This is a genomic window from Streptomyces sp. NPDC041129 (genome assembly GCF_055592265.1).
In genome coordinates, this window is the sequence record NZ_JBVIYV010000002.1 from 677,060 (window position 1) to 690,508 (window position 13,449).

The 13,449-nt window shown below is 71.5% G+C and carries 14 protein-coding genes and 1 pseudogene; 6 read left to right on the forward strand and 9 right to left on the reverse strand.

Features of this window, described 5'->3' with window-relative positions; translation table 11 throughout:
- Positions 1–81: 81 nt before the first annotated feature.
- Genes ACZ6B1_RS11280 through ACZ6B1_RS11290 form a run of 3 tightly spaced genes read right to left on the reverse strand, consistent with a single transcriptional unit; the run spans position 82 to position 3,143 of the window.
- Entirely contained in the window at positions 82–1,215 is a 1,134-nt protein-coding gene (locus ACZ6B1_RS11280) for an Mrp/NBP35 family ATP-binding protein (RefSeq protein WP_468777003.1), read from the reverse strand.
- A gap of 43 nt (positions 1,216–1,258) precedes the next feature.
- Positions 1,259–1,864 (reverse strand): DUF1003 domain-containing protein, encoded by a 606-nt coding sequence (locus ACZ6B1_RS11285; protein ID WP_468777005.1) that lies wholly within the window; start codon positions 1,862–1,864, stop codon positions 1,259–1,261.
- The gene (locus ACZ6B1_RS11290; RefSeq protein ID WP_468777007.1) at positions 1,854–3,143 is read right to left on the reverse strand and encodes a magnesium transporter MgtE N-terminal domain-containing protein; all 1,290 of its coding nucleotides are present in this window, start codon (positions 3,141–3,143) and stop codon (positions 1,854–1,856) included. Before ACZ6B1_RS11290 ends, ACZ6B1_RS11285 begins: the two co-directional genes overlap by 11 nt.
- A 190-nt stretch (positions 3,144–3,333) precedes the next feature.
- On the opposite strand from ACZ6B1_RS11290, the gene ACZ6B1_RS11295 reads away from it, so the two are divergent.
- Positions 3,334–4,065 carry a hypothetical protein gene (locus ACZ6B1_RS11295; RefSeq protein WP_468777009.1) on the forward strand — a complete coding sequence of 244 codons (732 nt, stop codon included), beginning with the start codon at positions 3,334–3,336 and terminating at the stop codon, positions 4,063–4,065.
- A 17-nt stretch (positions 4,066–4,082) separates the two neighbouring features.
- On the opposite strand, the gene ACZ6B1_RS11300 is transcribed toward ACZ6B1_RS11295, so the two are convergent.
- Together ACZ6B1_RS11300 and ACZ6B1_RS11305 are read right to left on the reverse strand one after the other, a co-directional pair.
- The gene (locus ACZ6B1_RS11300) at positions 4,083–4,598 is read right to left on the reverse strand and encodes a hypothetical protein (RefSeq protein ID WP_468777011.1); all 516 of its coding nucleotides are present in this window, start codon (positions 4,596–4,598) and stop codon (positions 4,083–4,085) included.
- A gap of 23 nt (positions 4,599–4,621) precedes the next feature.
- Positions 4,622–5,746, reverse strand: coding sequence for a magnesium and cobalt transport protein CorA (locus ACZ6B1_RS11305; RefSeq protein ID WP_468777013.1), 1,125 nt, complete (start codon positions 5,744–5,746; stop codon positions 4,622–4,624).
- A 480-nt stretch (positions 5,747–6,226) separates the two neighbouring features.
- Between ACZ6B1_RS11305 and ACZ6B1_RS11310 the strand changes: the two genes are divergently transcribed.
- Entirely contained in the window at positions 6,227–6,823 is a 597-nt protein-coding gene (locus ACZ6B1_RS11310; protein WP_468777015.1) for a suppressor of fused domain protein, read from the forward strand.
- A gap of 30 nt (positions 6,824–6,853) precedes the next feature.
- On the opposite strand, the gene ACZ6B1_RS11315 is transcribed toward ACZ6B1_RS11310, so the two are convergent.
- Positions 6,854–8,077, reverse strand: coding sequence for an MFS transporter (locus ACZ6B1_RS11315; protein WP_468777017.1), 1,224 nt, complete (start codon positions 8,075–8,077; stop codon positions 6,854–6,856).
- 170 nt (positions 8,078–8,247) lie between these two features.
- Here ACZ6B1_RS11315 and ACZ6B1_RS11320 point away from each other — a divergent pair, with 170 nt between their 5' ends.
- From ACZ6B1_RS11320 to ACZ6B1_RS11330, 3 genes are all read left to right on the forward strand, one after another.
- A complete protein-coding gene (locus ACZ6B1_RS11320) occupies positions 8,248–8,889 on the forward strand; it encodes a DUF6758 family protein (protein ID WP_468777019.1) in 642 nt (213 codons plus the stop codon).
- 105 nt (positions 8,890–8,994) lie between these two features.
- Positions 8,995–9,852 (forward strand): PHP domain-containing protein, encoded by an 858-nt coding sequence (locus ACZ6B1_RS11325; RefSeq protein ID WP_468777021.1) that lies wholly within the window; start codon positions 8,995–8,997, stop codon positions 9,850–9,852.
- Positions 9,853–9,918: 66 nt separating this feature from the next.
- Entirely contained in the window at positions 9,919–10,524 is a 606-nt protein-coding gene (locus ACZ6B1_RS11330) for a MarC family protein (RefSeq protein ID WP_143627230.1), read from the forward strand.
- Between the two features lie 46 nt (positions 10,525–10,570).
- On the opposite strand, the gene ACZ6B1_RS11335 is transcribed toward ACZ6B1_RS11330, so the two are convergent.
- Positions 10,571–10,723, reverse strand: coding sequence for a hypothetical protein (locus ACZ6B1_RS11335; RefSeq protein ID WP_174266095.1), 153 nt, complete (start codon positions 10,721–10,723; stop codon positions 10,571–10,573).
- 196 nt (positions 10,724–10,919) lie between these two features.
- Here ACZ6B1_RS11335 and ACZ6B1_RS11340 point away from each other — a divergent pair, with 196 nt between their 5' ends.
- The gene (locus tag ACZ6B1_RS11340; RefSeq protein WP_468777491.1) at positions 10,920–11,825 is read left to right on the forward strand and encodes an NYN domain-containing protein; all 906 of its coding nucleotides are present in this window, start codon (positions 10,920–10,922) and stop codon (positions 11,823–11,825) included.
- 22 nt (positions 11,826–11,847) lie between these two features.
- Here the strand turns inward: ACZ6B1_RS11340 and ACZ6B1_RS11345 are convergent, their stop codons facing one another.
- Both ACZ6B1_RS11345 and ACZ6B1_RS11350 read right to left on the reverse strand, forming a co-directional pair.
- A complete protein-coding gene (locus tag ACZ6B1_RS11345; protein WP_468777023.1) occupies positions 11,848–12,735 on the reverse strand; it encodes an alpha/beta fold hydrolase in 888 nt (295 codons plus the stop codon).
- A gap of 153 nt (positions 12,736–12,888) precedes the next feature.
- Positions 12,889–13,449 (reverse strand): annotated as a pseudogene (locus ACZ6B1_RS11350) (DEAD/DEAH box helicase); the annotation flags it as partial.

Below are 13,449 nucleotides of genomic sequence, written 5' to 3' on the forward strand. Positions count from 1 at the left end.
GACGGGCCCCCATACGCAGGGGAAAGGGGCGCCAGTACCTCCCGGCGCCCCTTGGTCCCGGCCGTGCGGCCGCGAGAGCCGTCAGAACTTGTTCCTGGGGGTCAGCCCCAGCGACAGGCCCGACAGGCCGCGCTGACGGCCGCCCAGCTTGCCCGCGATCGCCCGCAGCGCCGAACCCGCCGGGGAGTCCGGGTCGGTCAGGACCACCGGCTTGCCCTCGTCGCCGCCCTCGCGCAGCCGGACGTCGATGGGGATGCTGCCGAGCACCGGGACCGTCGCGCCCGTGGTGCGGGTGAGGCCGTCCGCGACCGTCTGACCGCCGCCCGTGCCGAAGACGTCGACCATCTCGCCGCAGTGCGGGCAGGGCAGGCCGGACATGTTCTCGACCACGCCGACGATCTTCTGGTGGGTCTGCACGGCGATGGAGCCGGCCCGCTCGGCGACCTCGGCCGCCGCCTGCTGAGGCGTCGTCACCACCAGGATCTCGGCGTTCGGGACGAGCTGCGCGACCGAGATCGCGATGTCGCCGGTGCCGGGCGGCAGGTCCAGCAGCAGGACGTCCAGGTCGCCCCAGTACACGTCCGCGAGGAACTGCTGCAGCGCGCGGTGCAGCATCGGGCCGCGCCAGACGACCGGCGCGTTGCCCGGGGTGAACATGCCGATGGAGATGACCTTCACACCGTTCGCCGACGGCGGCATGATCATGTTCTCGACCTGGGTCGGACGGCCGTCCGCGCCCAGCATGCGCGGCACGCTGTGGCCGTAGATGTCGGCGTCCACGACACCGACCTTCAGACCGTCGGCCGCCATCGCCGCGGCCAGGTTCACCGTCACCGAGGACTTGCCGACGCCACCCTTGCCGGAGGCGACCGCGTAGACCCGGGTGAGGCTGCCCGGCTTGGCGAACGGGACCTCACGCTCGGCCTGGCCGCCGCGCAGCGCGTTCGCCAGCTCCTTGCGCTGCTCGTCGCTCATCACGTCCAGCGACACGTCGACGCGGGTGACGCCCTCGACCCGGGAGACCGCCTCGGTCACCCGCTGGGTGATCGTCTCGCGCATCGGGCAGCCGGAGACCGTCAGGTACACGGTGACCGCGACCGCGCCGTCATCCCCGATCTCCACCGATTTGACCATCCCCAGCTCGGTGATGGGTCGGTTGATCTCGGGGTCGTTCACCGTCGCCAGTGCCTCGCGCACCGCGTCTTCCGTAGCCATAGAGACGATGGTACGGCGCCCCGAGGGGCCCGCGGGTAGCCCCTCAGCGGTCGTCTGCGTCACGTCCGGGCGACCGTTCCGCCCGCTCTGCCGGGAATACGACATGCCCGTCGTGGCGCCGCCGTTCCTCCAGTTCCTTCATCAGGTCCTGCAGCTCCGAGCGGATCCAGTCTCGGGTGGCCACCTCGCCGAGGCCGGTGCGCAGCGCGGCGACCTCCCGCGTCAGGTACTCGGTGTCGGCGATGGACCGCTCGTTCTGCTTGCGGTCCTGCTCGAGGTTGACCCGGTCGCGGTCGTCCTGCCTGTTCTGCGCCAGCAGGATCAGCGGGGCCGCGTACGAGGCCTGCAGGGACAGCATCAGGGTCAGGAAGATGAACGGGTACTGGTCGAAGCGCAGTCCCGCCGGCGCGGCGATGTTCCAGAGCACCCACAGGATGATGACGACCGTCATCCAGACGATGAAGCGGCCCGTGCCGAGGAAGCGGGCGATGCGTTCCGAGAGCCGGCCGAACGCCTCCGGGTCCCACTCGGGCAGGATCCGGCGCCTCGGCGGGCGCGGCTGGTCCAGACGCGGGGCGCGGGGCCGGGTGGCTGCCGTGGCGCCCACCGGGTTGCGCTCGCGGGTCGCGGTGTCGCGCTCAGGAGCCATGAGTGGCCGCCTCCTCTCCCTCGTCCAGGTGGAACTCCGTCTCCCGCCAGTCGTCGGGCAACATGTGGTCTAGGACGTCGTCCACGGTCACCGCGCCGAGCAGCGAGCCGGACTCGTCCACCACGGGGGCGGCCACCATGTCGTACGCGGCGAAGAACCCGGCGACGACCGGCAGGGCGGCGTCGGGGTCCAGGGCCTGCAGGTCGTCGTCGACCATCGAGCTGACCAGGGTGTACGGGGGGTCGCGCAGCAGCCGCTGGAAGTGGACGGTGCCCAGGTACTTGCCGGTCGGGGTCTCGTCGGGCGGGCGGCAGACGTAGACCTGGGCGGCGAGCGCCGGGGAGAGGTCCTGGTTGCGGACCCGGGCGAGCGCGTCGGCGACGGTGGCGTCCGGGCGCAGCACGATCGGCTCGGTGGTCATCAGACCGCCCGCGGTGTGCTCCTCGTACGACATCAGGCGCCGCATGTCGGCCGCGTCGGCGGGCTTCATCAGGCTCAGCAGCCGTTCCTTGTCCGCCTCCGGCAGCTCGGCCAGCAGGTCGGCCGCGTCGTCCGGGTCCATGGCCTCCAGGACGTCCGCCGCGCGCTCCTCGGCCAGCTTGCCGAGGATCTCGATCTGGTCGTCCTCCGGCAGCTCCTCGAGGACGTCGGCGAGACGGTCGTCGTCCAGGGCCGCGGCGACCTCGGCGCGGCGTTTGGCGGACAGGTGGTGCAGCACGTTGGCGAGGTCCGCGGGGCGCAGCTGCTCGAACGTGGCGAGCAGGTTCTCGGCGCCCTGGCCGTGCTCCTCCAGGGAGAAGCCGGTGACGGACGACCACTCGACGGTCAGGGTCTCGCCCTTGGCCCGGCGGAAGGCGCCCCCCTTCCTCCCCCTGCGGACGAAGACGCGGTCGATCTCCCAGTCCCGGCGGGCGGGCAGCTGCTGCACGGACAGGTCGAGGACGGTGACCTCCTCGTCGCTCTCCACCAGCTTCACCCGCCGGTCCAGCAGCTCGCCGAAGACCAGCCGCTCGGTGGGCCGCTGCTCGAAGCGGCGCACGTTGAGCACACCGGTGGTGATGACCTGGCCGGACTCGATACCGGTCACTCGGGTCATGGGCAGGAAGATCCGGCGCCGGGTGGACAGCTCGACGACCAGCCCGAGGACGCGCGGGGGCCGCCGCCCGACGCGCAGCATGACCACCAGGTCGCGTACGCGGCCCACCTGGTCGCCGGTCGGATCGAAGACGGGGACCCCGGCGAGGTGCGAGACGAAGATCCGGGGGGCGCCGGCTGCCATGGCTGTGCTTCCTTTGCTCGCCTTGCTATGGGATTGCTGTTCTCTGCCCGCTCGCGTGCGCTTCAGGCTAGCCCGTACCGATCCGGTACGCCCTGGTGGGCGGTCCGGACGGACTGGCTCCGCCGGGCGGGCGGGGCCCCGGTACGCTGCCGTACGCCGCTCAGCAACCGTCAGAAAGGCAGCCCCACCTGTGACTGCGATGCCCCTGGGCCGTGTTCGCCGGGCCGCGCTGGTGACCGCGACATGCGCACTGGCCGTGACGGGAGCGGCCGCGCTGACGGGGTGCAGCGAGGATCCGGACGCCGGGACCAACGGCGTGGGCAAGCTGCCCGCCGGGCAGATCCAGGCGAAGACCCGCGCCGCCGCCGACGCCGCTCCCGCGGTGCGGCTGGCCGGGACCGTGGTCACCAGCGGCCGTACGTACCGGCTGGACATGCGGCTGAAGGACGACGGCGGCACCGGCTCGGTCACCTCCCAGGGCGCCACCTTCGGGCTGCTGCGGGTCGGTACACAGCTGTATCTGAAGGCCGACGCGAAGTTCTGGAACGGCGGCGACAAGTCCGCTGCGGGCAAGCTCGACGGCAAGTACGTGAGGGTGCCGCAAGGAGACCCCTCGTACAAGAAGTTCAGCGGCTTCACGGACAAGGACCTCCTCCTCGACGGTCTGCTGACCCTGCACGGTTCGCTGGCGACCGACGGCCACCACGAGGCGGCGGGCACCCGCACCATCCGGATCACCGGCGACGACGGCGACGGCGGCACCCTGGAGGTCTCCCTGGAGGGCAAGCCGTACCCGCTCCGCCTGGAGCGCGCGGGTTCCGCGGGCACGCTCACCTTCTCGGACTGGGGCAAGGACTTCACCGTCACCCGGCCCGCGAAGGGCGAGACGGTCGACTACGGCAGGCAGCTCCCGGCGTCGTAGCCCGCCGGGGCCCGGCGCTACTTCTTCTTCCGGCGCCCGGCCAGCAGCCGCGGCAGAGCGGCCGGGACCGGCCGGCGCGTCGTCGCCGGGGAGGGCGCGGGACGCTCCGCCAGACTCCCGTGGGGCAAGGGAAGCGGGGACCCGGCCGGCACCAGACGGAGCACCCGGCACTCACGGGCCCACCGCGCGGGCATCTCCTCGCCGTCGGGGGCGTTCAGCCGCTTGCCCTTCAGCTCGGCCACCGCGGCCTCCCACTCCGGTGAGCCGGAGCGAAGCTCGGACACGGTGGCCCGCCAGGCCACCAGCCGGCCGCCCTTGTCCTTGCTGCGCACGGTGACCTCGACCGAGCCGCCGTCGGCGAGGCCGGTCAGCGGCTGCTCCCCGGGCCCGTCGCCGACCAGGCACACCGCGCCCTCGTGCCACACATGCCACAGCGCACGCGCCGTCGGGGCCCCGGCGCCCCTGACCCAGATGAGCCCGGACTTCTTGGTGGCCTCCTCGACGAGGGCCTGGTCGAGCAGCTCGCTTGTCATGCGCCCAGCCTAACCAGGGCCGCTCACAACCAGCCGTTGCGCTTCAGGGTGCGGTGGATGCCCAGACACAGGGCGACCGTGACGCCCATGATCACCGGGTAGCCGTACCGCCAGTGCAGCTCGGGCATGTACTTGAAGTTCATGCCGTACACCCCGCACACCATCGTCGGTACGGCGATGATCGCCGCCCAGGCGGTGATCTTGCGCATGTCCTCGTTCTGCGCGACGGACGCCTGCGCCAGGTTGGCCTGAAGGATGGAGTTGAGCAGTTCGTCGAAGCCCAGCACCTGCTCCTGTACCCGGGCGAGGTGGTCGGCGACGTCCCGGAAGTACTTCTGGATGTCCGGGTCGACAAGCCGCATCGGCCGCTCGCTCAGCAGCTGCATGGGCCGCAGCAGCGGGGCCACCGCCCGCTTGAACTCCAGCACCTCACGCTTGAGCTGGTAGATCCGCGCCGAGTCCACACCACGCGAGACGCCGCCCCGGCGGCCCGGCGAGAAGACCTCGGTCTCCACCTCGTCGATGTCGACCTGCACCGCGTCGGCCACGGCGATGTAACCGTCCACCACGTGGTCGGCGATCGCGTGCAGCACGGCCGAGGGGCCCTTGGCGAGCAGTTCGGCGTCGTCCTGCAGCCGGTGCCGCAGCGCCCGCAGCGAGCCCTGGCCGCCGTGCCGGACGGTGATGAAGAAGTCCCGGCCGGTGAAGCACATGACCTCGCCGGTCTCCACCACCTCGCTGGTCGCGGTGAGCCGGTCGTGCTCGACGTAGTGGATGGTCTTGAAGACGGTGAACAGCGAGTCGTCGTACCGCTCCAGCTTGGGCCGCTGGTGGGCCTGCACCGCGTCCTCCACGGCCAGCGGGTGCAGCCCGAACTCCCGGGCGATACCGGCGAACTCCGACTCGGTGGGCTCGTGCAGGCCCATCCACACGAACCCGCCGTCGCGGCGCACCAGGCGCATGGCCTCGTGCGGGCTCAGCGGTTCCTCGCTGCGCACCCGGGCGCCGTCGCGGTAGACGGCGCAGTCGACGACGGCCGAGGGAGTCGCGGGGTCGCGCGTGGTGTCGTACGGCGCGCTCTGTTCCTTGCGCAGCGAGACGCGGGACGACGGGCGGACCACGGCGCGCAGGTCGCGGATCATCGACATGGGCAGGCTCCTTCGCGGGCGGGCAGCGAAAGCGCGTGGTCGACGGGTGGAACTACCCGGAATGGGGACGTCCGGCGGAAGTCCTCCCGGCCTCGGGCGGGGAAGGATGTTTGGCACGTCCACAAAGCGGGGAGCACCGCACCGTCGCGGTGGCGACTTCGCTACTGATGCAGAACTGATTCAGGTCAGACAGATCAGGCAAAGCGAGACGAAGTGCTCTTCCGAACGACGACGCGAAAGGGAAGGCGGCGGCCAGCCGGTAACTAGATCAGCAGCCGGAAGAGCGAGTGGTACTGCACGGTCGACTTCGATCCATGACAGCCCCACCTCCTCCGGCCGGTCCCTCGTAAGGGAGTCTCAGCGTCGGGACTCGATAGCGACGCTTCTGCGTGCTGCCCCGAACCACCGGCTCAGCGTAGCAGCAGCGTGTGGTGTCAAGGCGCCGCTTTGCCCGGTGCTGACGAGTTCTATGCTCACCGCATGGTTGATGTTCTTCCTCTGGTCGAGGCGCGGTTGAGCACCGCGCTGGGCGAACCGGACGCGCGCGCCGCGGTCACCTTCCTCGGTACGGACCGCATCGAGGTGCTCCGCTTCCACGAGGGGGACGTGGTCCGTTACGCCACGCTCGGCATGTCCGCGCGCCCCATGACCGACCCCACGGCGATGCTCGCCGACCCCATGGAGGGCCCGCGCGCCGAGCTGGTCCTGTCGGTCCGCGCCGGCCTCGCCGACACCGACAAGGTGCTCCGCCCGCTCGCCGTGCTCGCCGCGTCCCCGCAGGTGGAAGGTGTGGTCGTGGCACCCGGCGCCTCCCTGGACGTCGGTGAACCGCTGTGGCCCGGCGCCCCGTTCAGCTCCGTGCTGGTGGGCGAGCCGGGCGGACTCGTCGAGGACCTGGCGCTCGACGACCCGATGGACCCGGTGCGGTTCCTGCCGCTGCTGCCGATGACCCCCAACGAGGCCGCCTGGAAGCGGGTGCACGGCGCCCCGGCCCTCCAGGAGCGCTGGCTGGCGAGCGGGACGGACCTGAGGGATCCCGCCCGCAGGTCCGTCCCGCTGGACGCCGCACCCGAGTGAGCAAGCTCACCAAAGCCCTTTTCCGAACGGTCAGTTGGCGAAGACGCCGACTCCGTCCTCGGTGGCGTGCCGCGGCTCGAGCTCCTCGGCCTCGTGAGTGAGTGCCTTGCGTCGAACGAGGACCACGACCGCGCCGAGCACGGCGGTGACCGCCGCGACCAAGAACGGGATGTGGATGTCGGTCCACTCCTCGATCTTCGGCGCGAAGTAGGGCGCGGCGGCGGCCGCGAACCAGCGGACGAAGTTGTAGCCCGCGCTCGCCACCGGTCGCGGCGCGTCCGACACGCCGAGGGCCAGCTCGGTGTAGACCGTGTTGTTCACGCCGATGAAGGCGCCGGACAGGATCGTGCAGACGACGGCCGCGGTGTGGCCGCCGTAGCCGAGCACGAGGACGTCCGCCGCGAGCAGCACCAGTGAGCCGCCGAGCACCTTCAGCGAACCGAACCGCTTCTGCATGCGCGGGGCCACGATCACCGAGAAGACCGCGAGCAGCAGGCCCCAGGCGAAGAACACGGCGCCGGACCGGTACGGGGTCATGTTCAGCACGAACGGCGTGAAGGCCAGCACGGTGAAGAACGTGTAGTTGTAGAAGAAGGCCGAGACGGCGGCGGAGGCCAGGCCGCCATGGCCGAGCGCCTTGAGCGGGTCCAGTATCGAGGTCTTCCGGGCGGGCTTCGGCTGCTCCCTCAGGAACGCCGTGATGCACAGGAAACCGATCGCCATCAGCGAGGCCGTGCCGAAGAAGGGGTAGCGCCAGCTCGCGTTGCCGAGGAGCGCGCCGAGCAGCGGGCCACAGGCCATGCCGAGGCCGAGGGCGGACTCGTAGAGCAGGATCGCCGCCGCGCTGCCCCCGGCCGCCGCGCCCACGATGACCGCCAGGGCGGTGGAGACGAACAGCGCGTTGCCGAGGCCCCACCCCGCGCGGAAGCCGACGAGCTGGCCGACCGAGCCCGAGGTGCCGGCCAGGCCCGCGAAGACGACCACGAACGCGAGGCCGAGCAGCAGAGTCCTGCGGCCGCCGATGCGGCTGGAGACGAAGCCGGTCAGCAGCATCGCCACCGCGGTGATCAGGAAGTACGAGGTGAACAGCAGGGACACCTGGCTGGGTGTGGCACGCAGGCCCTGCGCGATGGACGGCAGGATCGGGTCGACCAGGCCGATGCCCATGAAGGCGACGACGGAGGCGCCGGCCGTGGCCCACACCGCCTTGGGCTGTCGCAGGATGCCACCGGCTCCCGCGTCGAAGGGGTCCATGTGCTTCTCCCGTCCCGGTGCAGATAGTTGGTGTATGCACATAGTAAGTTAGCGGAGCTAATTAATGCAAGATGCATCTAGTTTCCCCTGGTCGGCCGGGCCACGCCGCTTCCGCCCGGACGGGTGATCGTCCTTGACGCGGGCCGGTCCGGGTAGGACCGTGGAGCCCTATGAGGGGCGAACCCAGTTGCCCGAAGTGTGGTGGCCGGGTCAGGGCTCCCGGCCTCTTCGCCGATTCCTGGCAGTGCGACGCGCACGGGACGGTGTATCCGCTGCAGCCCGTGATCCCGCCCAGCGTCGAGGCGCTCAACGTCGTCGTGCACCGCACGCAGGTCCCGGTGTGGATGCCGTGGCCGCTGCCGGTCGGGTGGCTGTTCACGGGCGTGGTCTACGCGGGGGACGACCGCAGCGGCGGCCGTGCCACCGCCGTGGCGTGCTCCGGTCCCGGCCCGCTGGGCGGCATGGGCGAGCTGATCCTCGTCGCCGAGGAGCTGGGCGTCGGACTCGGTGCGCACTACGCGGGCATCGACGGTCCGGACCCGGGGCCGTACATGAACGTCGAGAAGCCGCCCCAGGCCAAGGTCCTGGCCGCCGGGCGCCCCACCCCGCTCTGGCATGTAGCCGGCGGTCCGGACGACCGCGCGGTCTTCGCCGGCGAGGCGCTGGGGCTGTGGCTGTGGGCTGTGGTGTGGCCCGAGCAGTCCGGTCTGCTCATGTACGACGAGCTGGTGCTGGCCGATCTGCGGGACGCGGGCGCCGAGATAGACCTGGTGCCGTGCGGGGCGCTGTCGCCGAGGCTGCTGAAACCCTGAGGGCCGGCTGTAGGGGGCGCCGGGGGGTTGCGGGTGTGACAGGGCATCCGGTTCCTGCCGCTATCCTTAGGTGTCCCCGCCGTCCCGACACCGCCTGGAGCAGCCGTGCGCATCGACCTGCACTGTCACTCCACGGCCTCCGACGGCACGGACACCCCGGCCGAACTGATGCGCAACGCCGCCGCGGTCGGTCTGGACGTCGTCGCGCTGACCGACCACGACACCACCCGCGGGTACGCCGAGGCGATCGCCGCGCTGCCCGAGGGTCTTTCCCTGGTCACCGGTGCCGAGCTGTCCTGCCGTGTCGACGGCATCTCCATGCACATGCTGGCCTACCTCTTCGACCCCGAGGAGCCCGGTCTGCTCGCCGAGCGCGAGCTGGTCCGGGACGACCGGGTGCCGCGGGCTCAGGGCATGGTCGCCAAGCTCAACGGTCTGGGCGTGCCGGTCACCTGGGAGCAGGTGGAGCGGATCGCCTCGGGCGGTTCCGTGGGGCGGCCGCACGTCGCCACCGCGCTGGTCGAGCTGGGCGTCGTGCCGACCGTGAGTGACGCGTTCACCGGGGAGTGGCTCGCCGACGGCGGCCGGGCCTACGTGGAGAAGCACGAGACCGACCCCTTCGAGGCGATCCGGCTGGTCAAGGGCGCGGGCGGGGTGGCCGTCTTCGCGCACCCGGCCGCCGCCAAGCGTGGCCGCACGGTGCCGGAGTCCGTGATCGCCGAACTGGCGGCCGCCGGCCTGGACGGCATCGAGGTCGACCACATGGACCACGACGCGGACACGCGAACCCGGCTGCGCGGTCTCGCCGGCGAGCTGGGGCTGCTGGTCACGGGGTCCTCGGACTACCACGGCAGCCGCAAGACCGTCTCGCTGGGCGCGTACACGACCCATCCCGAGGTCTACGGCGAGATCACCCGGCGGGCCACCGGCGCGTTCCCGGTGCCGGGGACCGGCGGAGCCTGAGGCGGCCGGCCCGCCTCGACCGATCGTCCCCGTGTCCCCCTCTTCAGCAAGGCCTGTAGCACCACCATGTTCGACCTCGCCGTCTTCGGCTCTCTGTTCCTGACCCTTTTCGTCATCATGGATCCCCCGGGGATCACCCCGATCTTCCTCGCCCTGACCGCCGGCCGTCCGGCCAAGGTGCAGAAGCGCATGGCCTTCCAGGCCGTGTGCGTGGCCGGCGGGGTCATCGCCACCTTCGGCGTCCTGGGCCACCAGATCCTCGACTACCTGCACGTCTCCGTCCCCGCCCTGATGATCGCGGGCGGCCTGCTGCTTCTGCTGATCGCGCTGGACCTGCTCACCGGCAAGACCGACGAGCCGAAGCAGACCAAGGACGTGAACGTCGCGCTCGTGCCGCTGGGCATGCCTCTGCTGGCGGGGCCCGGCGCCATCGTGTCCGTGATCCTCGCCGTGCAGAAGGCCGGCAGTGTGGCCACGCAGGTCTCGGTGTGGGCCGCGATCCTCGCGATCCATGTCGTGCTGTGGCTGGTGATGCGTTACTCGCTGCTGATCATCCGGGTCATCAAGGACGGCGGCGTGGTCCTGGTGACGCGGCTCGCGGGCATGATGCTCTCCGCGATCGCCGTGCAGCAGATCATCAACGGTGTCACTCAGGTGATCCGGGGGAGCTGAGAAGCGGGCCTCGGCTCCCCCGGAAAGCTTGAGTGAGCGCCGGGTGTTACGAGGCCGGGCTCTCGGCCGGGCGGATCCAGAGGCGCTGTCCTACGGCTGCGGCCTGCTGAACGATCCGGTTGACGGAGGCGGCGTCCACGACGGTGCTGTCCACGGTGGTGCCGTCGACCTCGTCGAGTCGCATGATTTCGAAGCGCACGGGCTTCTCCCTTCGTCTGGTCATCCTCCTGCGGAGAACTACTGGTGTGACGTGCTGTCGTAGGTATCCAACGAGCTGCGTGTTACAAACATTCCCTACGCTAAATAAATTTTTCGAACGTCTAATTACTGACCGGTAAGCGGCGTCCATGAGACTGACCGAGAGCGGTTGTGTTCGCAGCGTGATCGCCAGGACAATGGAGGCGATGAACGACGACCTGGCGGCCCTCGCCGCCCGCATCGACCACACCAACGAGCTGCTGCAGCGCATGCTCGCCGAGGTGGCGAAGACGCCCTCGACCCACGCGATCTTCGTCGACGCGGGATACCTCTACGCGGCCGCGGGCCGGCTCGTCGCCGGGACGGAGGACCGGCGCGCCTTCGACCTCGACGCCGAGGGCCTGATCGACGCACTCATCGACAGGGCTCGCACGATCTTCGCCGACAGCCGGCTGCTGCGCGTCTACTGGTACGACGGGGCCCGCCGCCGCATCCACACCGCCGAGCAGCAGACCATCGCCGAACTGCCCGACGTCAAGGTCCGCCTCGGCAACCTCAACGCCAACAACCAGCAGAAGGGCGTCGATTCCCTCATCCGCAGCGACCTGGAGTCACTGGCCCGGCACCGCGCCATCAGCGACGCGGCCCTGCTCGGCGGTGACGAGGACCTGGTGTCGGCGGTGGAAGCGGCCCAGGGCTACGGCGCCCGGGTCCACCTCTGGGGCATCGAGGCGTCCGAAGGCCGCAACCAGGCCGAGCCGCTGCTCTGGGAGGTCGACAGCCAGCGCACCCTCGACCTGGAGTTCTTCAAGCCCTACGTCTCCCGCCGTACGGCCGCCGCCTACGAGCCCGCCGCCGGGACCCGGCCCACCCGGGAGGACGTCCGCTTCGTCGGCGCCCGGATCGCGGCCAAGTGGCTCTCCGCGCGGGGCCGCGAGGCCCTGGTCGAGCTGCTGCCCGGCCACCCCTACCTCCCCGGCTCCGTCGACCAGGACCTCCTGGTCGAGGCCGAGGGCATGCTCCAGTACTCCCTGCGCGGCCAGGCCGACCTCCGCCGCGCACTGAGAGACGGCTTCTGGGAGCACCTGCAGACGCAGTACTAGGGCCGGCCGGGCGGGCCGGCCGTCAGCCGGCGGGAGCGGGGTGGGCGTCCCAGAAGTCGGCGAGTGCCCGGGCCGTGGCGTGGGGTCGGTCGGTGTTGGGGGAGTGCTCGGCGCCCTCGACGACCGTCCGCCGGGCCCCCAGCCGCGCCGCCATGTCGTCGAGCAGCGCCAGCGGCCACGTGTCGTCCAGTGCGCCCGACAGTACGTGGAACGGCAGTGGGAGGGCGGCGAGTTCGGCGACGCGGTCCGGCTCGGAGCACAACTGGCGGCCGGTGGCCAGCAGTTGGGCGGGCTTGTTGCCCATCCAGCGGCGCCGCAGGTCGGCCCGGTTGTCGAGGCCGCCGTCCAGCCCGCCGGTGGCGGTCTCCTCCGGCGCCTCCATCGCCTGGATCGCGTCCCACACCTCGGCCATCGTCATCACCGCGAGCGCGTCCCGGAGCAGCTTCACGCGCTGCCGCTGGGAGACCGAGATCTGCGCGGGGCCCGATGCCATCAGGGTGAGCGACGCGAAGGGGGAGTGGTCGAGCAGTACGGCCGCGCGTGAGACCTGCCCGCCCAGCGAGTGCCCCATCAAGTGCACCGGCGCGTCTCCGAGGGCCGCCACCTGTGCGAGCACGTCCCTGGCCAACTCCTCCTGCGCGTAGGCGGATTCGTCGTGCTCGGGGCCGTCCGTCTCGAACTGCCCGCGCCCGTCCACGGCCACGGTCCGGTACCCGCGCTCGGCCAGCGGCACGTGCAGCGGGTTGAAGTCCTCCTTGCTGCCGGTGAATCCCGGCAGCAGCAGCGCGACCCCTCTCGGCTCGATCCCGTCGGCTACGGGCGCGTCGACCACGGCGAACGCACCGCGCGCGGTCCGCAGGGAGTACGCACGGGCACCGGCGGGCGGGACGAAGGTGGCAGGCCTGCTCATGGGAAGAGGCTATCGGGCGTCGCGGTGCGGCGGGTGACGGGCCGTGTGCCGGGCGGAGGCGGGGAGGGAACGCCGATGGCCCGGCCCACCGAGGTGGGCCGGGCCATCAGGCCGATGCCGTCGTGCCGTCCGGCTGGTGCGCCGATGCGCCGATCAGGCTTCGGGGGCCTCCGCGGCCGCCGTCGCCTTGCGGGTACGGCGCGCCTTCGGAGCCGCCTCGGCGGACTCGGCGGCAGCCGTGGTCGCCTTGCGGGTGGTCCGGCGGCGCGGCTTGGCCTCCGGCTCGTCGGTGGCCTGCGCCGGAATCTCCGGAACGGCGGCCTCGGCCACGGCCTTGCGTGTCCGCCGTGCCCTGGGCGCGGCCACCTCGGCCCCGTCCACCACGGTCTCGGCAGCGGCGGCGGTCTTCCGGGTGCGGCGGGGCTTGGCCTCGGCCTCGGGTGCCTCGACGGTCTCCGGTGCGGCGGCCGCCTTCTTGCGGGTGCGGCGGGGCTTGGCCTCGGTGGCTTCCGCGGTGTCCACGGCGGCCTCGGCGGCGGCGGCGGTCTTGCGGGTGCGGCGCGGCTTGGCCTCGGCCTCGGTCTCCGTCGCTTCCGGGGCAGTGGCGGCGGCCTTGCGGGTGCGGCGGGGCTTGGCCTCGGCCTCGGGTGCCTCGACGGTCTCCGGTGCGGCGGCCGCCTTCTTGCGGGTGCGGCGGGGCTTGGCCTCGGTCGT